This window comes from Mycobacterium asiaticum, from assembly GCF_001673635.1.
GTDB lineage: Bacteria > Actinomycetota > Actinomycetes > Mycobacteriales > Mycobacteriaceae > Mycobacterium > Mycobacterium asiaticum_C.
This window is the reverse complement of the sequence record NZ_LZMH01000071.1, coordinates 1-21,556: the sequence shown is the minus strand read 5'-3', so window position 1 is coordinate 21,556 and position 21,556 is coordinate 1. Positions and strand designations below refer to the sequence as shown.

Below are 21,556 nucleotides of genomic sequence, written 5' to 3'. Positions count from 1 at the left end.
CGGTGTCACTGTCAGGAACGCGGCCGGTTGTAACGCTTGCGACAGCACAGACCACGACACGCTCGGGTGAGCGAGGCGACCGCGACTGGGTCATCAGCGCGCTCTGTAGGACCCAGGACCCGGATCAGTTGTTCGTCAGTGGCGCCGAGCAGCGCAAAGCCATCTCGATCTGTCGGGACTGCCCGGTGATGCAGCAGTGCGCCGCTGAAGCGCTGGACAACAACATCGAGTACGGCGTCTGGGGCGGCTTGACGGAGCGTGCGCGCCGGGCGTTGCTCAAGAAGCACCCCGATGTCGTGTCGTGGGCGGACTTCCTTGCGCGGCAACGGGGCCGGTCGGCCGCTAGTCCTAGGCGCTGAGGATCTTGATGGCGAAGACCAGCGAGTCACCGGGCTTGATGCCGGCGCTGGGCTGACCGTCGGGGTAGCCATCCGCGGGGGTCATCGCCACGGCGACCGTCGAACCGACTTTCTGCCCGGCGATGGCCTTCTGGAAGCCGGTGATGACGTTGGTGAGCGGGAAGGCGACCGGGGCGCCGCGTTCATAGCTGTTGTCGAACACCGAACCGTCGCGGCCGTTGACGCCCATGTAGCAGACCGTCACCCGGGCCGTGGCCGGAACCACCGGCCCGTCCCCGGCGTGCAGCGTCTGCACCTGGGTCTGGGTCACGCTGAAGGGCGGCGTCACGGCCACGCGCGGCGCCGCTGCATCGGTGGAACCGGTGACGGCGACGCTGCCGGTGGCCCCGTTCAATGTCCAGTCAGGGGTGGCGCCGTTCTGTGGGGCAGCGGTCGGGCAGGTGGCGGCCGCGTTTGCCACACCGGCGGGCACCAGGACGGCAGCCGCTACGCAGGCCGTGAGCGCGACGAGGGAATGCATCCGGGAGGGCTTCACGGGCGCCACGCTACAGCCAGGTGTTGCGGGCCGCTGCCGCCGGATCAGTCGTAGATGACCGCGAGTCCCCGGCGCTCGAGATCAGCGAGGCCATCGCGCATGGCTTGCAGCTGTTCGGGCGTATGCCCCACCCAGTCGGTGAGCTCTCCGACGATCTTCACCGGCTGCCGGGTGCGGTAGGAGCGGGTGGGATTGCCCGGGAACTTCTTGTCGGTGACGTTCGGGTCGTCTTCCAGCGGGCCCTCCGGTTCCACGATGTATACGCGGCAGCGGCCGTCACCCACCGCTAACTCGGCACCCCACACCGCGGCATCCAGGGTGGCTGTCACGTAGACGTGATTGGCCGTGCGTCCGCCGCCGTAGTTCGAGCGGCGGCCGGGCACCAGCCTGTCACCGACTGACAGGTCGGCCTTGGTTCCGTGCAGCAACGCGCCGGACTCGTGGACGACGAAAGGCTCTGGTACGGCTGGCAAACGGGACTCCATTCGTTAGTGCGTGGTGGAGAAATTGTGCCGCACGGTAGCGTCGGAACCCAGGGATGCTGGTAGGGACGGAAGGGGAGCGACCGTCATGGCAGGGTTGAGAACCGGCGAAGGGCTTTCCGACGTCGTCGTCACCGCGGTGACATCCACCACCGCGCTGGCAACGGACGCCGAGGAGACCTGGCGGCAATTGCTGCAGGGGCACAGCGGTATTCGCGAGCTCGACAAGCCATTCGTCACCGAGTTCGACTCGCCGGTGCGAATCGGCGGTCCGCTGCGCGAAAATTTCGACGAGCAACTCAATCGGGTCGAATCGCGCCGGTTCGCGTTCATGCAGAAGATGGCGACCGTGCTGGGCCGGCGACTGTGGGAGCAGGCCGGTTCACCCGAGGTCGACACCAATCGGCTGATGGTCTCAATCGGCCTGGCGCTGGGCAGCACCGAAGACATCCCGCCGTGGTATGAGACGTGGAAGGTCAAGGGCATGCGTGCGGTCACGCCGCTGTCTGTGCAGAAATACATGCCCAACGCCCCCGCCGCCGCGGTCGGGCTTGACCACCAGGCCAAGGCCGGAGTCATTTCGCCGGTGGTCGCCGACGCTTCCGGAGCGGTGGCCATCGCGCAAGCCTGGCGGCAAATTGTGCTGGGCGAGGCCGACGTTGCGATCTGCGGCGGAGTGGAGACCGTCATCGAGGCGGTGCCGACCGCCACGTTCTGGCAGCTCGGCATGTTGTCGACCAACAATGACGATCCGCCCGGCGCGTGCCGGCCGTTCGACGCGCACCGCGACGGCATGGTGTTCGGGGAGGGTGGCGCACTGTTGCTGGTCGAAAGCGAGGAGCACGCCAAGAGCCGTGGAGCGCCAATCTTGGCCCGCTTGCTGGGCGCGGCGTCGACGTCGGACGGATACGACGTTGTGGAGCCGGACCCGAGCGGCGAGCGCGCCGGCGACGCGATTGTCCGTGCGATCGAGCTGGCTGGGCTGCAACCGACCGACATCGACCACATCAACGCGCACGCGACCGGCACGAAGTCCGGCGACCTGGCCGAGGCCCGAGCTATCCGGCGGGCACTCGGCGCACACTCGCCCGCGGTGTACGCGCCCAAGGCGGCTCTCGGCCACTCGCTGGGCGCCGCCGGGGCAGTCGAGGCGGTGCTGACCGTGCAGGCGCTGCGGGACGGAGTCATCCCGCCCACGTTGAACCTCGCGGAGCTGGACCCCGAGATCGATCTCGATGTCGTTGCGGGGGAGGCCCGGCGCGGGGATTACCGCTACGCGGTGACGGAGTCGTTCGGAATGGGCGGCAACAACGTCGCGGTGGTGTTCGGCGCGGCCTGATCTGTCATTTCGAGCAGTCGACCGCAACCGCATTACTCGCGTCGATCTCGCAGATCACGGCGTACCACCTAGTTCGTTGGCGACCGCGTCGAAAGCCCGCAGCGCATCGATCATGTGCGGTTCGTGCGACTCGGATTCGGTGGACAGTTTGGCGGCAACCACCTCCGCGGCGCGGTTGACGTAGATCATCTGGCCGCGCATGCCCAGGCACAGCAGCACGTTGCTGCCGTGGTAGGGGAACCACACCTGGTTGCGGTACATCCCACCGGGCATTTCGTTGTCGTCGGGGCCGGCCGCGAACGCCGCGCGTGAGTCGGGCCCCCCGTCGAGGGTGTCGGCGATCCACGCCGCGGGCACCACTTGGCGACCGGTCAACGAGACGCCGTCGCTTAAAAACAACGACCCGAACCGGATCATGTCGGTGAGGCAGGCGTTGATGCCGCCGTCGAACAGTCCGGTGCCCTCGGTGTCTACGCCGATGCTGGCGTCGGTTTCGGCCCCGATGCGGCTCCACAGCAGTTCCGACATCAGCGTGGGCATCCGCTGAGCGCCGACGACTTCGCAGATCCAGCCGAGCACGTCTGTTTCACACGAGCGATATTCGAATGGGCCGCCGTGCGGCGCCTTCCGGCGCAGGGTCAGCAGAAACTCTTTCAGCGTGGCGGGGGCGTCGGGAGTGCTCCTGGGCGCCCACCCCATCGCCTGATCGAGGAGATGGACCTCCGCCGACGGGTCTTTATAGTGCTCCGAGAACGCGATCCCTGACCGCATATCCAGCAGGTGGCGCACCGTCGCGCCGGCGTAGCCGCAGTGCTCCAGGGCGGGGACGAATGCCGTCACGGGCGCCTCGAGGTCGATGGCGCCGGACCCGTGCAGCGCACCGACGACGGCGGCCACCAGCGATTTGCTCACCGAAAACAGCAGGTGCCGGGTGTGGCGGGTCAGACTCCCGCAGTATTGCTCGGCCAGCAGCGAACCGCGCCAGGCGACGGCCCAGCCGTCGGTCGCGGTGGTGGCCATCACCGTGCCGACGGTGGTGGCAACACCTCTCTTGGTGGTCACCGAAATCTCGGCCACCGGGCTCTGGGAGTCGGGCAGCGCGGCGGCCGGTCCGGTCCCGCGGGCGATAATCGCCGTCGGCACCATGTCTTCGACGTGCTGGAAAGACCACTGCGCATACGGCGCCGACATCCAGTTCTCCAGCGAGACGCCGGCCGGGGCGCTCACGCTCGCGCGACGAGGCGGGAAACGATCGGGGCGGCCGGCACCAGGGGCGTCGACACGAACTTCGACTTCATGCCTTTGACCCAGCGCTGGCAGCGATCGGTGAGCCGATAATCGTCGGTCTGCAGGTGTGAGCGGGTGACGAGCACACCGAGTTGGGCGCCCTCAGACCGTAAGTCGCCCGGCGCCGCGACACGCATGTAAAAGGCCTCAGACCCGTCGAGCAAGGTGGCCCAGTCGTTGGCGGAGCGTGCATACGAGACGCGCCCCTCGTCGTCGATGCGCCAGACGCCGGTGCGTGGTGTCGCGGTGAAGATCTCGAGATCCGGCGACGTCTCGGTGATGATCACCTGGCCCCACACCTCGTCCTCGCCGTAGCCGCGCTCCCACCGCGCGTTGATCTCGTCGATGTCGAGCTCGTACTCGACGTCCATGTACTCGAGCAGGTGGAAGAGGAACAGGGGCATGTCGGCGTAGGCCTCTGTGGTCAGGTTCGTCATCGGGCTGGCGCCACTGAGCCGCGGGTTCACCTCGCCGAGGTAGAGCTCGTCGGAGTCGAGGTCGTGCAGCAGGTCCACCTCGAAGTAGCCGCGGTAACCCTCGCGGCGCATGACGTCACCCAGCTTTCCCACCATTTCACGCGCGGCGCGCGTCTGTGCGGGCGGCAACACCTCGCGCCAGATGTCATTGCCACACCAGCTGCCCCGATGTGGCGTCAGCTCCGAATAGCCGACGAGGCTCGTCATCGCGGGGCCGATCACGGTGCCGTGGCGGGTCACGGCACCTTCAAGGCACACCTCCACATTGCGGATGCGCTTCATGACCTTTAGTTCCTGACAGCTCAGGTCGGCGGCGTGCTCATCCCAGTCGCGCTGACCGTGCACGAAGAACGTGCCGCTGCCGGCATTCCCGTAGGCGATCGAGATGACGAGGTCATCGCCCAATCCCGCGCTTTGCGCCAGCGCCAGCAGTTCGTCGTAGGAGCCGGCCCGTCCGATAACGTGCGGAACGCTCGGTATACCCGCCTCATTGGCCAGCCGGGTCATGACGATCTTCGAGCCGAGGCGCTCGCGCAGTTCGATCGGCGGGTGCATGACCTCGAGACCCGCCTGCCGCGCGAGGGCTTGGATTTCGGCATTGAGCATCACAAAGCAGCACTTGCCGCCGGGCCCGCGACCGGCAATGAATTCGAGTGTCTCGGCATCGGACAGCAGGTGGCTGCACACGTCGTCCATGGAGTCGAAATCACGGCGGTCGCGCCGGCGGGGCACGAACACGCGCGAATGCGTGCCCTCGAAAGAGTCAAAGTAGGTGAGGTAAAAGAAGTTTCGTATCCAGCGGTCAACGCCCAGCAGATTGAATGGCGTCGGGGAGATGAAGTACAACGGCACCTTGTTGGTGTGAAAGAACGCGCGGATGTCCGACAGGCCAGTCAAGGTGCGGCGCGGTTGCGCGGGCACGGGGGAAGCGTCCATTACACAAGTTTGCGGCATTCCGGTGACCGTGTCGCCTTTTCCGCCTCTTGCGCTTTCGGAGTCGCATCGGGTCAGCTTGTTACAACCCGAGCGGGAGGTTCATCTGATGATCAAGCGGATTCTCGTCGTATCGGCTGCGCTGGCAGTCACACTGGCAGGTTTGATGACCGCGCCGCCGGCCGCCGTGGCCGACACCTACTGCGGCAAATCAAGTCGCGGCGCGTCGGTCTACGCCGGTAACTCGGACACATCGTGCCAATTCGCCCTGAGCACCGCCGAGGCGTACCACGCTTACGGGAACGGCTCGCAACCGTTCGACGTCAAGAGCCCGGTTACCGGCCAGACGTACTCGATGACCTGTACCGCTGCCGGCTCGGTGTGCCAGGGCGGCAACAATGCCCTGGTCTACCTGCGCTAGCGTCGTGGGTTTTCGTCCGTGCGGATCGAGGTGTGAAAGTGCAGCAGTGGACGCATTTTTCGGTTCTCGTCGAGGACGAGTCTCTCTGGCGGGTCACTTTCGACAGCCCGCCGATCAACATGGTGACCCCGGAGATACTTGTCGAATTGCCCGAGCTGATCGATCAGATGACGGCAGCCCGTGAACTGCGCGTGGTGGTGTTCGAGTCGGCCAACCCCGACTACTTCCTGAATCACTACGACACGTCTCGCGTCGCGGAAACGCCGAAAGGCTTGGGTCCGACGGGCTACCCGCTGACGGTCGATACCAGCATCCGCCTCTCATTGCTGCCGGTGGTGTCGATCGCCAAGATCCGCGGACGTGTGCGCGGCATCGGCAGCGAGCTGACCCTGGCGATGGACATGCGCTTCGCCAGTGAGCGGGCACTGTTCGGCCAGCCCGAAACCGCGAGCGGAAACCTGCCTGGCGGTGGCGGATTAGAGCACCTTCCGCGACTGCTGGGCCGGGCCAGGGCGTTGGAGGTTGCGCTGTCCAGCGACGACTACCCGGCCGACCTTGCCGAGCGGTACGGGTGGGTCAACCGTGCCGTCGACGACGGTGCCCTGGATTCGTTGGTGGACACGCTGGCTCGCCGGATCGCCTCCTACGACAAGGAGTCCATCGCGGCGGTCAAGCAGCAAATCAACCGGCACGCCTTACCGTCGCCCGAGGACATGGTGTCCTCGCTCGAGATCTACCTCGAATCGTTCAACTGGCCCGGGTCCAAGCGCCGGCGTGAGGTCGCGCTGGCCGCTGGGCGCAATCAGCCCGGGGACTATGAGCTGCGTATGGGTTACCACCTGGGTCAGCCGCTGGATGGCTAGGTCCTTCCCGAGTCCGATCCTGACGGCAGTCGGGTGCCTCATTCACACGGCGTGAAGGTATAACTTTCTCCGTGCGCCAAATACACGAATTCTGTTGCTGTGCTTGATGCCTCGGCTGCTTTCTTGAAGTCGTCAAGGCCGGAGAGGAACACCGAGAAGTCGTTGTAATGGATAGGGATCGCGGTGCGGGGCTTGGTGATTTCCACCGCACGTACCGCCTGCTCACCCGTCATCGTTACGACGGTCACCAGGAAGGTTGTGCCACCGGTGTGAATCAGGCCCAGGTCGATGTCAGGGTACCGCTGGGGGATGTCTTCCAGGCTGTCGACGAGCATGGTGTCCCCGGTGATGTACAGCCGGTACCGCAGCTCACCATGGCGCCCGAAGTCGAGCAGGTGGCCGTTGACGGGCATGAGCAATTCCTCGACGGCTTCCTCCGTCGCGTGCTTGGCCGGCATAGCCGTAATCTTCAGTGTCGCTTCACCTTTACGCACCTCGACGGATTCCCAGGTGTCCAGGGGGAGGCCCCGCTGGAACCCCAGTCCTCTCAGCTTGTCGACTGCGTCGGCCGTCGAGACGATCGGTAACTCCTTGTCAAGCTCGCGCGCCGCCACATCATCGAAATGGTCGCCGTGATAGTGCGATAAGACGATCAGGTCGATCGGCGGGAGGTCGTTGATCTGGCAGGCCGGCTCGACTTCACGCCGCGCCCAAATGCCGTGGCCGAGGTGAACATGCTCGCCCTTATGCAGGAAAGCCGGATCGGTGAGAATGGTCAATCCGCCGTAACGGATCAGCGTTGTCGCATTCCCGATGAAGTAGACGTCACCCTCGGTGAAATCCGCTGTCTCGTCGCCGGAAAGCGTAAGAGAGGTCATGCGCTTCTCCTTCAGATGTCTACCCGAACCCGCTCATGGAGTAGAGAATCCTCCGGCGTCCTGACCGGCACAAGGGACCGAACCACATGAATATGATCGGCTACCCCGGATAAGTCAGGTTCACGAGCGACGCGGCGCGACCGACTATGGCGTTCCTACACCGTCAGCTCGGGGGCAGCTTCAGCACCCGGTTGTTGCCGGCGTCCACGACGTAGACATTGCCTGCGGCATCAACCGTGACGCCTTGTGGATTGTTAAGTCCGTTGAACGGCAACGTGATCGCCGTACTCGATTCCTTGACCAACTTCAGGACGCGATTGCCGTGGCTGTCGGACACGTATGCATTGCCGTCGGAGTCGACCGCCACCCAGTCCGGACGACCGATCACGTAGGGCAGCACCGTATCGACGATCGCCGTCCGGGGCAGCTTCAGCACCCGCTCGTTCTCCCGATCGATGACGTAGACGGCATGGTCGGGGCCGACGGTGACGGCGGAGGGACCGTCCAATCCGGTGAACGGCAGCTCGGTCTGCCCGGCCGAATGCATGCGCAGCGCCAGCACCCGGTTGTGTGTGGCGTCGGTGACGATGACGGCTTGGTCGGGGCGCGGTTCGTGCGAACTGAGGGCCACACCGGTTGGCTCCCCGAGGTCAGCGAATGGCAGCACGATCGGACTGGTCGACCCTGGCGTCAGCTCCGAAACTCGGTGCCGCCTCGGTTCGGTGACCACTACATTGCCCGCATTGTCGACCGATATGTCGTCGGGATGGTCCAGTCCGGGGAACGGTATTACGGTCTGGCTGCTTGAGCCGGCGGCCAACTCCAGCACTCGGTTGTTGCCGCTGTCAACGACATACACGTCGCCCTTCGCGCTGACCGTAATACCCGCGGGTCCGGCGAGACCGGTGAACTGCACCAGGGTCTGAGCCGGTGCTTTCGAATGGGTCTGGTTGGTGAGTCCCAGGAATGCGGCGACAGCGGCGACGACGATCGCGGCGGCGGCGATGGCCAGGGCGCGCCGACGATTGCGCGACGACGGCGCCGCGGCTGTCGACTCGGCGGCCGGCGTTGCGGCGGACGGTTCGGTGGCGGCGTCGACGGAGCCGGAGGAGAGTGCCTGCCTTGCAGCCGTAGCCAACTCACTCGCGGTTTGGTATCGGTCATCGAGTTCCTTGGCCATCCCGCGCGCGATGACCTCGTCGAAACCCACTGGTATCGCAGGGACGATGCCGCGGGGCTTGGGCGGCTCGCTGAACAGGTGAGCGGCGGCCAAGCCCTCCACACCGCCACCCGAAAAGGGTGGCTGCCCGGTCAGGCACTCGTAAAGCACACAGGCCAGTGAATACACGTCGCCCCGGGCATCGGCGATGGTTTCAAGTTTGAAGCGCTCCGGAGCCATATACGCCGGAGTCCCCGGGTTGATATTCGTGCGGGTCAGGCGAGTCCCGAGCGCCTCTTGCACCAGTCCGAAGTCGATCAAGTACACGAACTCATCGGCGACCACCAAAAGGTTCGACGGCTTCACATCGCGATGCACCAGCCCCGAATTGTGGGCTGCGTCCAGCGCCGCAGCGGCCTGTTCGACAACCCGCACCGCCTTGGGCGGGCTCATTGGCCCATCGCGACGCAGCACGGTATGCAGGTCGACACCGTCGATGATCGGCATCACGAGATACAGACGCCCATCGATCTCCCCGGCGTCGTAAATCGGGATGATGTTGGGGTTGGCCAGTCGGCCGGCCGCAAAGGCTTCGCGACGGAACCGCTCTTCAAAGCCTGGCTCGGTAGCCATTTCGGGCCGCAGCACTTTGACCGCCACATCGCGGTCCAGGGCGGTGTCGTGGGCCCGGTATACCGACCCCATGCTGCCTTGACCGAGCAGTTCGAAAAGCCGATAGCGGCCGAACTCAACTTCACGCGGGGGCTTCGCTGCTGCGGCGACGGGGGATGCAAGGGCATCTCGTGCCGCGACAGCCAACTCGCGGGCGGTCTGATAGCGGTCATCGGGCCCGCTGGCCATCGCACGCGCCACCACTTCGTCAAATCCAGTCGGGATTGCGGGGTTGATGTCGGTGGGCTTGGGCGATTGCTCGCCTTCAACGGCCTGCTGCCCCGTCAGGCACTCGTACAGCACACGGCCCAGGGAATTGATGTCGCTGCTGGGTTCGACGGGACCGGGACCGTAGTGCTCGGGCGCCACCGCGAAATCGAGCAGGTATACGAATTCACCCCAGGCCACGAACAGGTTCGACGGCTTCACATCACCGTGAACCAGGCCGTCGTTGTGTATCGCTTCCACGGCCACAGCAGCCTGCTCGATTACTCGGACGGCGGACCTCGGATTCATGGGACCGTCGCGACAGAGCAAGCTGTGCAGATCAGTGCCGTCGAACATGGGCATCGACAGGTAAAGCCGTCCGTCGATGGTGCCGATTTCGTAGATGGGCATGATGTGCGGACAGCTCAGCCTCGCCGCAATGGCGAGCCGATCGCGGAGTCGCTCGTGCCGCCCCGGCTCATCGGTCGGCGCCGAGGGAAGCACCCGAACGGCAACTTCGCGACTCATTGTCGTGTCGTAGGCCCGATAGACCGTGCCCGTGCCGCCCCATCGGAGCGTCTCGAGTAGCCGGTAGCGCCCGAAGACCTCGCCCGGCGACTCCGCCCCCACCAAACCTCCCTCCGACCGCGAACGGTGCCTGGATGCTACAACGCCTGCATGCGGGCCTTGGGGGCTTTAGGGGAAACCATAGGTGTTGCGCCAGGCATTAAAATCTGGGACGATCCGGCGGCGCGCCCGTCTATATCCCGACTACGCGAAATTGACTATGATCCAATACGATTCGCACAAATGGCTTGACCACTTTTTTGACATTCGCGGCTCGCTGGTCCGCGAGATCATCGGCCGAGTCTCCCTCTGCGTCGCGTGGTCGGGCGCGGTTGTCGCCTTTCACAATTACGTCGCGCCCGTCGGCATGCCGATCCAGCTGCACACCCTGATGGGCCTCGCACTGGGTCTCCTTCTGGTTTTCCGCACCAGCTCCAGCTATGAGCGTTTCTGGGAGGGACGCAAGCTCTGGGGAGGGATCGTGAATGAAACACGGAACCTCGTCCGCAGCGCCAGCGTCTACATCAAGGGGGATCCGGCGCTGGTCGCCCGGCTCACCCGATGGACAGCCGCCTTTCCCTGGGCGACCATGCACAGCCTGCGCGGTACCGGCGGACCCTGGCCTCATATCACTGAACTTCCGCCCGCCGAGGCGCACGCGGCGATGGACGCCCAGCATCCTGCTCTCGCTGTGGCTGCCAACATGTCGGACTGCCTTCGGGAGGCGCACGAGCGCGAACTGATCTCTGACATCATGCTCACGTCGATGGACGAGAACATTCAGCTCCTGGTCGACTACCTGGGCAGCTGCGAACGAATTCACAAGACGCCGATGCCTTTTGCCTACGCCGTTCACCTGCGCCGGGCGCTGGTCCTCTACTGCTTCACCCTCCCGTTCGCCATGGTCGAGACCTTCGGCTGGACGACCATTATCGACGTCCTCATCATCGCTTACACATTCTTTGGCATCGAGGAAATAGGCGTCGAGATCGAAAGCCCATTCGGGCATGACGCGAACGACCTCCCGCTCGAGGACATCTGCACAACGATCCACAAAAACATCTACGCCCAGGCGGGCATTTAGCAGCAGGGGTGCCACACGCCGCTGACGACCGCGGTCGTCAGTAGTTGCCCACCTGTGCCGTGACCGTTAGGGATCGTTGCCGCAATCGCGATTTCGCGCTCCTATCTTTGGAGATACGAAATGCCTAAGCGTTCGACCCGCATAACGCCTATCGGCGTCCGCAAGCCTTGGGGGGCTATGACATGAGCACCGCAATCGATGCGCACGACCAAGTCGAGCAATGCGTCGCCTACAACCATGACGATTTCATCGCGGCGGTTGCAAGCATCAACGCAATCGGCTGTCGAGAGGACAGCGGGCCCGTCAACCTCAAGCCGCGCTGGCGACTTACCGAAGACGAGATCGTGCGCGCGGCGATGACCATCATCTTGGTATCCCTTACGGCGTTGATCGGCCTCTCCGCGGGCGCGATCTTGACGATGGGTTACTAGGGGAGACAGGCCTTGCTATCTGCAGCGCTATACCCCCAAGCAGCGATGCGACGTCGGTAGATCAGATCTGCGCGGCGAACGGTTCACGCACCCGACTCACGTTCGACTTATCTGAGTGGGCTTCTTGGACCCGCGCAGCCGAGGACACTGCGGGCATCGTCGCGGCATGCGCTCTCGTTGGGACGCGGATGTCCACGGTTTGGCCATGACAAAGTGTGCGGCGACAGTCGCGGGCGGCAACTACAGACGCTTGAGCCCACGAACAATCGTGTTGAAATGCCGCGCGGAGGCCAGCCCCTTCCGCAGGCTGCGCTGCAGCGGGCTCACATTGGCAAGGATGAAGTACCGCACGCCGCTGTCACGCCACTGCGCTGCTTGCTCAAGCACTTCCTCTGGCGGGCCGTTGAGGGTGGCTTCTCGTATCACGGTGGTGGGTATCTGTCTGATGTAGGTCAGCGCTGTTTGTTCGTCGATGTCGTGGGGGAGTAGGTCCTGGACGCCGGAGAACCGTTCGCCCATCGGGTGTTTGGCGCCATGGCGCTCGAATACCTCGTCGGGGAAGTTGAGGCCGCCGATTTTGATCAGTTCGGATTCCAGTGCTTCGTCGACATCTCGGCGGCTCTTGCCGGTGACCACCGGCAACCACATCGCTGGAACGATGCTCATGGGGTCTCGTCCGGCGTCAGATGCGGCGCTACGCACTGCGTCCAGCCGCTCTGCGTAATCCTGCGGCCGTTGAGCGTAGGCGGGCAGGAAGCCGTCGGCGTAACGGCCAACTGCGCGCAGCATTCGCGGCTTGTGGCCCGCTATCCAAATTTGTGGCCAATTCCCTTGATAGGGAGGCAGATCGAAGACTGCGTTGCGCAGCGGGAAATAGGGGGAGTCGCGGTTGACCAGTTCACCGTTGGAGTTCCACAGCGCCTTGATCGTTGCTATCGCTTCTTCGAACCTCGCAACGGGTCGAGACCAGTCAATACCGTAGGGTTCGTTGCCCTCCCGCTCGCCGGGTCCGATGCCGAGGATGGCGCGTCCGCGGGTCAGCAGATTCAGCGTCGCGGCGGCTTGTGCGGTGACCGCTGGGTTTCGCCGCCCGGTATCGGTCACTGCAACGCCTAACCGCATGCCTCCCAAGCGGTTTCGCCCGGCCAGGTGCCCCAGCATGGTCCACGGTTCCAGGTAGGCGTCCGGCGATGGCACCAATCGGACAGCGCCGCAGTACTTCTGCTTCCACAAGGACCGCGGGAACACGCCGTTGAGGTGATCGGGCACCCAGAACGAGTCGACGCGATTGAGCGCCGCACTCAAAAAAGAAACCCGATTGAAGGCATCGGCCCTAGGCCGGGACACGAACAGGGGTCCCTGTACACCGACACGGAGCCTGGCCATCTATCACCCCCTCTTGCGCTAACTCACTGCCGCGCTGCCGCGCCCGTCACAAGGATTACCCGCCGGAAGCCAAGGCTGCACGTCGGCGGTGATCCGATCGGCCGGCCAACCGGCGCGCTGGCAGGCGTGAATTACCGCCTCCACATCAGCAGAAGTGAACACCGCGAACAGGGTGCTGTCCGCTGGCATCGTCAAGACCAGAACCAGGTCCACGGGCTCGCCGAGTCGTTCCGATGCGGATGCTGCGCGGAGAAGGTGCACAGCAGCGTCGTCGGCTGACAATCCGATCGGCCCGCCCTGGTACCACTCCACCAAGAAACACACCAATGCTTGAGCACTCTTGGTCACCGTGTAGACGGTAGGGGTGCGCCGGGCCTGCTGAATCAGGGATTTCCCTGTATTTCTATCGAAGCCAGCGCTGACGACAGCCCGCCCCGCGACCGGATGCCCAATTTGCGGTAGACACGGCTCAGGTTCATTTCCACGGTTTTTGCCGAGATGAACAGTTGCGCCGCGATCTCTTTGTTGGACAGTCCGCTCGCGGCCAAGGCGGCCACTCGCTGCTCGGCCGCTGTCAATTCATTGCCATCACCGCGCGAGTAGTCCAACCGGCCCAGTTCTGCCTGGGCTCGGGCCGCCCAGAGCGGTGTTCCAAGGTCCTGGAAAGTCTTGAGTGCTTCACTCAAGTTGTTTGCGGCTGCCTGGTAGCGGCGCCGGCGTCGCTGCACCGCACCGAGGAGCAATTGCGTGCGGGCCCGCTCGAAGGGCATTGGCAGCCGCTCATGATGGGTCATGGCTTGTTCGATTGCACTTTGAGCAGACGCTAGGTCGCCCCGTGCTGCTGCGATGTGGCCACGTCCGCGAGCCCCCATCGCCAGCATCCAAGGACGATCGCGTATGGCGCCGTTGGTTTCCAAAGCGTGGACGAGGGGTTCGGCGTCCTCGATGCGGCCGAGTGCCGTGAACGCCTCGACGGCGTCGGGAAGGTGACCGCCGCCTTCTATCTCGCAGCCTCGGACGGGGTCGAAGCGATCAAGTAGCGGCCGAAGGACGTCGACCGCGGCGAGATAGTCACCAACGGAGACTTCCAGGAATCCCATAGTGGTTGTCGGTTCCTTCGCAAGCTGTGTGGCGCCGATCTGGTTTGCCGTCTCGATCGCAGATTTTGCGGCGGCGCGTGCTTCGGCTGCGCAGCCGGTATAGGCGGCGGCGGCGGCCTGCGGCGTCCACGCGGTGACGAGCGCCAGCCGTCCCCCCAATTGTTCGGCGCGCTCTACCGCTTCCTGCGCGGCGTGCGCTGCTTCGGCGTAGTCACCCGACCACACCGCAAGCGCGGCAACATGAACGGCTGCCCAGATGACGTCGACTTCGGTACCGCCTTCGAGCATTTGTCGCTGAACGGCACGCATCTGGGTGCGAGCGCGAACCAGGTCACCTGAATAGGCGTTCATCATGGCTTGGACGGCGCTGGCCCGAAACCATGTGGTGGCACCGCCCTGTGGGTCTTCTAGTTCCAGAGCAGTCTGCAGCGCCTCCTGGTCGACCCCGAGGCCCTGCAGAAATTTGCCCGCGACCCAAATAGACAGCGCCTGGCTGTGCAGGCCTGCAACACCAAGTTGCTTCGCGATCCCGACCGCCTCATCGGCGCGCTCGATGGCCTCGTCGAGGCGATCAATCATGGTTAGCGTTAAAGCCAGGCGTAGCAGGCACAGCAACCGCAGCGCAACGTTGTCGCCGGCTTCTTGCGCGGCCTCGGCCATCGCCTGAGCTGCTGCCACCGGGTCGTCGTCGTAGCCTAGGACCGCGCCGAGCCACATCAGCGCCATGCAACGCAGGATCCCCGCGGGCGCGGCGTCGAGGCCGGCCTGCAAATGACGGCGTGCGGCTACCAGCGATCCAGCGCGAAAGTGCAACTCGCCCGCCCGAACTCGACGCTGTGGGGTGTCGCCGCCCAACTTCAGCGCCAACTCGACCAGTTCCGCCGCAACCGCGGGTGCGCCGCGGGCGAAAGTGGTTTCAGCGGCCGCATCGAGCGCTGACAGTGTGGCGGCGTCGCCGCTAGCGGCGGCTAACGCCAAATGGCGAGCCTTGATCTCAGGTTGATCGACGACCTCAGCGAGTCGGCGGTGCATTGCCCGCCGGCGCGACGGGGGTGCGCCGGTGTAGACCCCGGTGGCGAACAGTGGATGAGAAAAGCGCACCCGGTTGCCATCGATGGCGACAATGGCCAGACGTTCCACGGATTCCAGTAGCTCGACCACGCGGCTGGCTGTGACATCAAGGGCGCTGCCAAGCAGATCCACCGTCGGAGCCGCAGTGCATGCCGCTGCCAGCAGCACCGAACCGACTTCTTCATCGGCGTCGCCAAGTCGTCGGCGCACCAAGGCGGACAGGCTATCGGGCAATCCGACAAGCGCGCCGGAAGGTTCGGCGACCGCGCCCGCCGCCAGCTCTGTCGCGAAAAACGGGTTCCCGCCGGAGACGTCGTAAATGCGGGTGATCGTTGGCCGCGGTAGCGTGCGGCCCAGCCGCGCCGCAACAACAGCATGCACGCCGCCCAAGGAGAGGGGGCGCATCCCCAACCGGGTCAGTGCTTCGGGGCGCGCGAACTGCAGCCAAGACTCTTCCAGGACCGACAGCGGCTCCCCGGTGCGCAGCGTCACCAGCAATCCGACACGTCCCCGGAGGCGACGGGCGGTGAAGCCGATCACGGCCTTGCTCGAAGCGTCCAACCACTGGGTGTCATCGATTGCCAACAGCACCGGCGTCTGAGTGCTGATCCGCTCGACCACCGATAAGAATGCGGCGGCAACGATGCGTTCGTCGGTGGCTGGACCGGCTACATCACCAAGCTGCGTACGCTTGAGCGCTAGGCGCTGCATCTCAGGCAGGTCAGCAAACGGCGCGTCGGTGATGCCAGCCAACAGGTCGGCGACAGCGGTGTAGGCGTAACTCACCTCGGCGGGCGAGCCACGCGCCGAAAGGACCTGAAACCCTTGCGCCGCCGCACGATCGGCCGCCTCGAGTATCAAAGTGGTCTTGCCGATGCCAGCCTCGCCCTGGACCACCAAACCCGCAGGACCCGTCTGGGCACGTTCAAGAAACTCCGACACCGCCCGGGCCTCGGCCTCCCGCCCGACCGTCCCCTTCCCCACGAGCAAATATCATTACAAGAGCAAAGTCCTGAGCGCACTCAAATCAGCAAACTGTTGCCAAGCCCGCACGGAAGACACCCGTACAACGGGAAACGCGCAATACGACCAGGGCGTGGAGGGGGAGCGGCAACAGAGCGCTGTCAACATTCGGCGAATAACGCACAGCCTCAACCGGATCGAACATCGCGATTGCAAGGGATATCCCTGTATCTGGAACCCCGATCTCAGCCTTAACGTGCGAGTCACCGCATTCTTAGGAGGAGAAATTGAAGGCTACTCAGCTCGCCACCTTTTCGGCAATTTGGGCCGGTACCGTCGTCGGATTGGCAAGTCCCGCCTCGGCAGAAGCGCTGACCGGACCGTACACGGCGGTGATTGGTAACGGCCCGACTATCAACGAAACGTGGACATTCACACCGTGCGGTCCGGGCTGCACGAACCTGACGATGGGCAACCAGGCTGTGCGGCAGCTCCACCTGGAGGGCAGTACGTGGAAGTGGTCGGAAAACCAGGATGGCGTTACGTGCATCACGACAATCGACAGCACAACGCTTGCCGGTCTGTTCGGGTGCGTGCCGATGACACTTCCTCTTCAACTGACCAAAGCTGGCTAGCGGCCCAGCGAGAACTACCGGCGGCGAGAGTCGATTCCCCGTGCTACCGGTGACGACGGCGGCACCGTAGGGGCGCCAACGGTATTAGAAGCTGCGGCAAGGCGTGGCTGGGTTCTCGCGGTGTGTGCCCCCCAATTGAGGGCCTGCACAAACTGCCGGAGGGTCGCGACTTCATGGCTGATCACCGCACTCGACTGGAAACGGGTCCTCACATGCGCGAAGTGGAGACAGCCCGATTCCATGCAAGGGATATCCCTCTATCAGCAGCAGATCTGCGGCTCATAGCGTGCGCAGCACACCAGGTAATTGGGTCGAAGAACGCGGATCGCGAACTCTCGCAGCCGCGGCGAAAACATTTATAAGGGCGGGGAGACAACGATGTCGTTGGTAGTAGTGCCGGAGTGGCTTGCGGCGGCAGCAGCAGATGTAGCGGACGTCGGTTCAGCGTTGGGTGCGGCGAATGCTGCGGCCGCAGCGCCCACTACGACCTTATTGGCCGCCGCCGGGGATGAGGTGTCGGCGGCCATCGCCGCGCTGTTCTCCACCCACGGCCAGGCGTACCAAGAATTGAGTAGCCAAGCGGCGCTATTTCACCAGCGATTTGCGCAAGCGCTCAACTCCGGCGGGTCCGCCTATGGGGCGGCCGAAGCCATCAACGCCACAGCCCAAAGTCTCGAGCAGGACATCCTTGGGCTGATCAATGCCCCTGCTTACGCGCTATTCAACCGCCCGTTCATCGGCGACGGAGCCAATGGAGCCGCCGGCACCGGCCAGGCTGGTGGAGCCGGCGGGATCTTATTTGGCAATGGCGGCCGAGGAGGGTCTGGTGCCGCCGGTGCCGCTGGCGGCACCGGCGGAGACGCGGGTCTTTTCGGGCGCGGCGGTGCAGGTGGTGCAGGTGGCACTGGCGTGACCGGCTCCACCGGTACCGCCGGCAGCTCGCTGATTGCGCCTGGCACCGGCGGACAGGGCGGAGTGGGGGGCACCGGCGGGGCTGGTGGACGCGGCGGTTTGCTATGGGGTGACGGCGGTACCGGAGGAGTAGGTGGCGCCGGCGGCATCGGTGGCACCGGTGGTGGCGGTGCGAACGGTGCGCTCGGTGCTGCAACCCTGTCGGGTGCTCAAGGCGGTACCGGCGGAGTTGGAGGGGTCGGCGGGGTCGGCGGTCAAGGCGGTGCCGGTGGTCAAGCATCCGGTGTACTCGGCGGTGTGTCAGGAGCCGACGGTGCCGGCGGTCCGGGCGGGACTGGTGGTACGGGCGGCACCGGTGGCACCGGCGGCAGTAGTGGCATGTACGGCGGCACGGGCGGGACGGGTGGTGCACCTGGCCAAGGCGGTGCCGGTGCCACTGGCGAACTAAACGGCAATCTGGGCGCCGGCGGCACTGGCGGCGCTGGCGGCGCAGCGCAGTTCGGTGGCACCGGCGGCACCGGCGGGGCGGTAGAAGCATTTGGAACTGATAACGCCGTCGGTGGGCAGGGCGGTCAAGGCGGCCTCGGAACAGCGGGCGTCGGCGGCGGCGGTGGGAAGGGCGGCGCCGCAACTGCCCACGGATCTGGAGACGCCTTCGGCGGATCAGGTGGGATCGGCGGCACCGGCGCGTCGGGCGGTGGCTTTGGCGGCAGTGGCGGCTGGGCCTACAACTACGGAACCGGCAATGCCACAGGCGGCAGCGGCGTGGACGGAGTTGCCGGTGGAACAACTGGCACCGGTGGGGCGGGCGGCGGCGGCGGCCTGGCGATAATCGGCGATCCCGCATCGCCAGCCACAGCTGGGAATGGGACCGCCACCGGGGGTGCCGCTGGGAACGGAGCAAGCGGCACCACGGGGGGCCGCGGTGGTGACGGCGGCGGCGCAATCACGTTCGGGACTGGAGACGTTATCGCCCGGGCCGGCGGAGCAGGTGGGGCCGGCGGAAGCGGCGTCGGGGGGTCCGGCGGCATGGGCGGCGGCGAAGCCGCCGGTGGCAGCGGCGCGACCCGTCACGTCGCAGGCGCCGACGGGGGTGCAGGTGGGTCTAGCGTCGGTGGCGTCGGCGGTGCAGGCGGCACCGGCGGTGGGGCGGTTAACAACGGATCAGGAGATGCGACCGGCGGGGCCGGAGGCACCGGCGGGTTGGGCGCCGCCGGGGGTGGCGCCGGTGGTAATGGCGGACAAGCGTCCAACCTGGGATCCGGCAATGCCACAGGGGGTACGGGCGCCGACGGTACCGGCGGTGGCCCCGCCGGGATTGGTGGCGCTGGTGGTAACGGCGGTGACGCGATTATCGGCGATCCTCAATCGCCGGGTACCGCCAGTGGCGGTACGGCTACTGGCGGTCTTGCCGGGCGCGGAGGCGACGGCACGACGGGCGGTCAGGGCGGGAACGGCGGAGGTGTGATCACCTCCGGCGCAGGGGACATCGTCGCGGCTGCTGGTGGCGTCGGCGGCAACGGCACGACCGGTCCCGGCGGGGACGGTGGTATCGGCGGGTCTGCCGAGTCCTACGGATCCGCCAACGCCACCGGCGGAGTGGGTGGCACCGGCGGTACTGGCGCCGGCGCCGGGAGCGGCGGCCAAGGCGGCGGGGCGGTCAGTTACGGCACAGGGAACGCCGTCGGCGGTGTTGGGGGCATCGGGGGCATTGCTGCGACTGGCGGCGGCGCGGGCGGTGCCGGCGGCAACGCCTCTAGCCACGGGTCAGGAAATGCCACTGGCGGGGCCGGCGCCAACGGGACAGACGGTGGCGCCACCGGCGCCGGCGGTGCTGGCGGCGACGGCGGCGCCGGTTACACCACGGGTGCGGGCAGCGCCACCGGGGGTGGCGCTGGGAGCGGAGCCAGCGGCACCACGGGCGGTCAGGGCGGTGGGGGCGGTACTGCCCATACCGACGGAAGCGGTGCAGCTGTTGCCGGCGCGGGTGGCTCCGGTGGCACCGGCACTAACGGCGAAGGCGGCTCCGGCGGCAGAGGTGGTGACGCATTTGTTCTCGATACCGCATCGGATAAGGACGCTGTCGCCGGTTCCGGTGGCGCTGGTGGCACCGGCGCCACCAGTGGTGGGTCCGGCGGCTCTGGTGGTGACGCAGTCAATTTCGGAAGCGGCGACGCCGCAGGTGGAATGTCCGGACCCGGTGGCGCCGGTATCACCGGCACCGGCGGCGGCACACTGAATGGAGGCAACGCCACCGCCTACGGAGCTGGAAACGCCACAGGCGGGGACGGCGCAGCTGGCGGCACCGGTGCTGCGGGCGGTGGCGCCGGCGGCTCTGGCGGTTCGGCGATCAACTACGGAAGCGGAAACGCCACTGGTGGAACCGGCGCGAACGGCGCCCACGGCGGGCCTGCCGGCGCCGGAGGCAACGGCGGCTCCGGTGGCTCGGCAACCATCGAAACGACCTCACCGGGCACCGGCGGGGGCACAGCCACCGGCGGTGCAGCAGGGCGAGGCGGAGACGGCACAGTCGGCGGGGTTGGTGGCGATGGTGGATCCGCGGTCACCGACGGCACTGGAACGGTCGTCGCCGCAGCTGGGGGCGACGGCGGCGCCGGTACCGCCGGTGCGGGCGGCGCGGGTGGCGCCGGGGGCGACGCAGCCATCCATGGCGACGCTTCGGGAACGGCAGTCGGGGGCGCCGGAGGCCGCGGAGGCGCCAGCACCGGCGGCATCGGCGGTGACGGCGGAGTAGGTGGAGACTCGAGCACTGGCACCACCGCGAATGCAACCGGTGGTCACGGCGGTGACGGTGGGGACGGCACGGCTGGCGGCGGGGCTGGAGGGGCTGGCGGCAAAGCGGGCGCCGACGAAAACGGAACCTCAAACATAGGAACCGGAAGCGCCACCGGCGGCGACGGCGGTAAAGGCGGTGACGGCGGCCCCACCGGCAAGGGTGGGACAGGCGGCAACGGCGGCGACACCAACAATTACGGCGGCGGCGTCACCAACGGCGGCGACGGCGGAGACGGAGGCGATGGAGTCGCCGGCGGAGGCGACGGCGGCCACGGGGGTGAAGCTCTCAAATGGAGCCCGACGGGTGCCCTCCCCACTGGCGGCGATGGTGGTGACGGCGGCAACGGCTTAGGCCTCACCAGCGATGGGGGCGATGGGGGTTACGGGGCCACTGGCTTCCGGCCCTTCATAGGAGGCGGAATCGGCGGTAGCGGCGGCCAGGGCGGTCTGGGCGGGCCTTCCGGCCATCCCGGCGCACCAGGTGCACACGGCTGACCCTCAACCCTGCAGCGGTGAGCCAACCAAGCTGGAACGCCCTTCCTGCGTGCCATGTTCGTCGCATCGTGAGCGCGCCACGACACCGAGGGATAAGAAGGTCAGGCCCGCGAGAAAAGCTTCGCCCGACCTCGTGATCTTCGTACTAACTACCCGGGAGCCAGCGCGACCGTGCGCAATTCACATGCTGGGTAGCAAGCCAAATCCGAAGCTGGGCGAAGTGAGGGGTCGAACGCCCACTGAACAATCTTCTCTCAACCTGACATAATGTCGCTTATCGGTAATTGGATGAGCTGCCGGGTCATCCCGTACGAGATGTGTTGCCAGTTGTTTGTCCAACCCGGCCCCGGATGCAGGATCTCTTTACAGCGCTAATGCCCGCGCTCCTGCGTTATTAATCGGGTCGGGTGACCGTCCCATCAGCCGCACAACGCGCACCGAGTCGCACGCGGCGGCCACTCTGCGGACACCGATTGCCCAGCCCCTCCCGGTCGTGGCGCGCTCA

General features: G+C 65.9%; 17 protein-coding genes. 8 read left to right on the top strand and 9 right to left on the bottom strand.

Going from position 1 to position 21,556, the window contains the following annotated elements:
- The first annotated feature begins 8 nt into the window (after nt 1-8).
- Nucleotides 9-359, top strand: a complete 351-nt coding sequence (locus tag A5645_RS21485; RefSeq protein ID WP_065130952.1) for a WhiB family transcriptional regulator — start codon at nt 9-11, stop codon at nt 357-359.
- Here the strand turns inward: A5645_RS21485 and A5645_RS21480 are convergent.
- Nucleotides 349-879, bottom strand: a complete 531-nt coding sequence (locus A5645_RS21480; RefSeq protein ID WP_065037496.1) for an FKBP-type peptidyl-prolyl cis-trans isomerase — start codon at nt 877-879, stop codon at nt 349-351. The genes A5645_RS21485 and A5645_RS21480 overlap by 11 nt on opposite strands.
- A gap of 59 nt (nt 880-938) precedes the next feature.
- Nucleotides 939-1,379, bottom strand: coding sequence for an NAD(+)--rifampin ADP-ribosyltransferase (gene arr / locus A5645_RS21475; protein WP_065037490.1), 441 nt, complete (start codon nt 1,377-1,379; stop codon nt 939-941).
- A gap of 85 nt (nt 1,380-1,464) precedes the next feature.
- Between arr and A5645_RS21470 the strand changes: the two genes are divergently transcribed.
- Complete coding sequence (locus A5645_RS21470) at nt 1,465-2,715, top strand: KasA/KasB family beta-ketoacyl-ACP synthase (RefSeq protein ID WP_065130948.1); 1,251 nt, start codon at nt 1,465-1,467, stop codon at nt 2,713-2,715.
- Nucleotides 2,716-2,769: 54 nt separating this feature from the next.
- On the opposite strand, the gene A5645_RS21465 is transcribed toward A5645_RS21470, so the two are convergent.
- Together A5645_RS21465 and A5645_RS21460 are read right to left on the bottom strand one after the other, a co-directional pair.
- Nucleotides 2,770-3,906 (bottom strand): serine hydrolase domain-containing protein, encoded by a 1,137-nt coding sequence (locus A5645_RS21465; protein ID WP_065130951.1) that lies wholly within the window; start codon nt 3,904-3,906, stop codon nt 2,770-2,772.
- 32 nt (nt 3,907-3,938) lie between these two features.
- Nucleotides 3,939-5,414: a biotin carboxylase gene (locus A5645_RS21460; protein ID WP_065037492.1), complete on the bottom strand. Its 1,476-nt coding sequence runs from the start codon at nt 5,412-5,414 to the stop codon at nt 3,939-3,941.
- Nucleotides 5,415-5,520: 106 nt separating this feature from the next.
- On the opposite strand from A5645_RS21460, the gene A5645_RS21455 reads away from it, so the two are divergent.
- Both A5645_RS21455 and A5645_RS21450 read left to right on the top strand, forming a co-directional pair.
- Entirely contained in the window at nt 5,521-5,832 is a 312-nt protein-coding gene (locus tag A5645_RS21455; RefSeq protein WP_065130947.1) for a hypothetical protein, read from the top strand.
- Between the two features lie 32 nt (nt 5,833-5,864).
- Nucleotides 5,865-6,695, top strand: a complete 831-nt coding sequence (locus A5645_RS21450; RefSeq protein ID WP_216638331.1) for an enoyl-CoA hydratase/isomerase family protein — start codon at nt 5,865-5,867, stop codon at nt 6,693-6,695.
- A gap of 38 nt (nt 6,696-6,733) precedes the next feature.
- Here the strand turns inward: A5645_RS21450 and A5645_RS21445 are convergent, their stop codons facing one another.
- On the bottom strand, nt 6,734-7,573 hold the full coding sequence (locus A5645_RS21445) for an MBL fold metallo-hydrolase (protein WP_065130946.1): 840 nt from the start codon (nt 7,571-7,573) through the stop codon (nt 6,734-6,736).
- Between the two features lie 163 nt (nt 7,574-7,736).
- The gene (locus A5645_RS21440) at nt 7,737-10,241 is read right to left on the bottom strand and encodes a serine/threonine-protein kinase PknD (RefSeq protein ID WP_172830583.1); all 2,505 of its coding nucleotides are present in this window, start codon (nt 10,239-10,241) and stop codon (nt 7,737-7,739) included.
- A 157-nt stretch (nt 10,242-10,398) separates the two neighbouring features.
- Here A5645_RS21440 and A5645_RS21435 point away from each other — a divergent pair, with 157 nt between their 5' ends.
- A complete protein-coding gene (locus A5645_RS21435) occupies nt 10,399-11,262 on the top strand; it encodes a bestrophin family protein (RefSeq protein WP_065035862.1) in 864 nt (287 codons plus the stop codon).
- Nucleotides 11,263-11,444: 182 nt separating this feature from the next.
- The gene (locus tag A5645_RS21430; protein WP_065130945.1) at nt 11,445-11,693 is read left to right on the top strand and encodes a hypothetical protein; all 249 of its coding nucleotides are present in this window, start codon (nt 11,445-11,447) and stop codon (nt 11,691-11,693) included.
- Nucleotides 11,694-11,933: 240 nt separating this feature from the next.
- On the opposite strand, the gene A5645_RS21425 is transcribed toward A5645_RS21430, so the two are convergent.
- The 3 genes from A5645_RS21425 to A5645_RS21415 are packed head-to-tail and all read right to left on the bottom strand — an operon-like array spanning nt 11,934 to nt 16,234.
- Complete coding sequence (locus A5645_RS21425) at nt 11,934-13,079, bottom strand: LLM class flavin-dependent oxidoreductase (RefSeq protein ID WP_065130944.1); 1,146 nt, start codon at nt 13,077-13,079, stop codon at nt 11,934-11,936.
- An 18-nt stretch (nt 13,080-13,097) separates the two neighbouring features.
- Nucleotides 13,098-13,427, bottom strand: a complete 330-nt coding sequence (locus A5645_RS21420) for an acetate and sugar kinases/Hsc70/actin family protein (RefSeq protein ID WP_155768110.1) — start codon at nt 13,425-13,427, stop codon at nt 13,098-13,100.
- 35 nt (nt 13,428-13,462) lie between these two features.
- Nucleotides 13,463-16,234 (bottom strand): helix-turn-helix transcriptional regulator, encoded by a 2,772-nt coding sequence (locus A5645_RS21415; protein WP_065130942.1) that lies wholly within the window; start codon nt 16,232-16,234, stop codon nt 13,463-13,465.
- 266 nt (nt 16,235-16,500) lie between these two features.
- On the opposite strand from A5645_RS21415, the gene A5645_RS27890 reads away from it, so the two are divergent.
- Nucleotides 16,501-16,848 carry a hypothetical protein gene (locus A5645_RS27890; protein WP_155768109.1) on the top strand — a complete coding sequence of 116 codons (348 nt, stop codon included), beginning with the start codon at nt 16,501-16,503 and terminating at the stop codon, nt 16,846-16,848.
- Nucleotides 16,849-17,226: 378 nt separating this feature from the next.
- On the top strand, nt 17,227-21,051 hold the full coding sequence (locus A5645_RS21410) for a PE family protein (protein WP_065130941.1): 3,825 nt from the start codon (nt 17,227-17,229) through the stop codon (nt 21,049-21,051).
- The last annotated feature ends 505 nt before the right edge of the window (nt 21,052-21,556 follow it).

What these genes read in the sequence shown, in the direction of transcription:
- A5645_RS21480 (WP_065037496.1), bottom strand. Translation starts at nt 879, where the DNA reads ATGCATTCCCTCGTCGCGCTCACGGCCTGCGTAGCGGCTGCCGTCCTG.
- arr (WP_065037490.1), bottom strand. Translation starts at nt 1,379, where the DNA reads ATGGAGTCCCGTTTGCCAGCCGTACCAGAGCCTTTCGTCGTCCACGAG.
- A5645_RS21470 (WP_065130948.1), top strand. Translation starts at nt 1,465, where the DNA reads ATGGCAGGGTTGAGAACCGGCGAAGGGCTTTCCGACGTCGTCGTCACC.
- A5645_RS21465 (WP_065130951.1), bottom strand. Translation starts at nt 3,906, where the DNA reads ATGTCGGCGCCGTATGCGCAGTGGTCTTTCCAGCACGTCGAAGACATG.
- A5645_RS21460 (WP_065037492.1), bottom strand. Translation starts at nt 5,414, where the DNA reads ATGGACGCTTCCCCCGTGCCCGCGCAACCGCGCCGCACCTTGACTGGC.
- A5645_RS21455 (WP_065130947.1), top strand. Translation starts at nt 5,521, where the DNA reads ATGATCAAGCGGATTCTCGTCGTATCGGCTGCGCTGGCAGTCACACTG.
- A5645_RS21445 (WP_065130946.1), bottom strand. Translation starts at nt 7,573, where the DNA reads ATGACCTCTCTTACGCTTTCCGGCGACGAGACAGCGGATTTCACCGAG.
- A5645_RS21435 (WP_065035862.1), top strand. Translation starts at nt 10,399, where the DNA reads ATGATCCAATACGATTCGCACAAATGGCTTGACCACTTTTTTGACATT.
- A5645_RS21430 (WP_065130945.1), top strand. Translation starts at nt 11,445, where the DNA reads ATGAGCACCGCAATCGATGCGCACGACCAAGTCGAGCAATGCGTCGCC.
- A5645_RS21425 (WP_065130944.1), bottom strand. Translation starts at nt 13,079, where the DNA reads ATGGCCAGGCTCCGTGTCGGTGTACAGGGACCCCTGTTCGTGTCCCGG.
- A5645_RS21410 (WP_065130941.1), top strand. Translation starts at nt 17,227, where the DNA reads ATGTCGTTGGTAGTAGTGCCGGAGTGGCTTGCGGCGGCAGCAGCAGAT.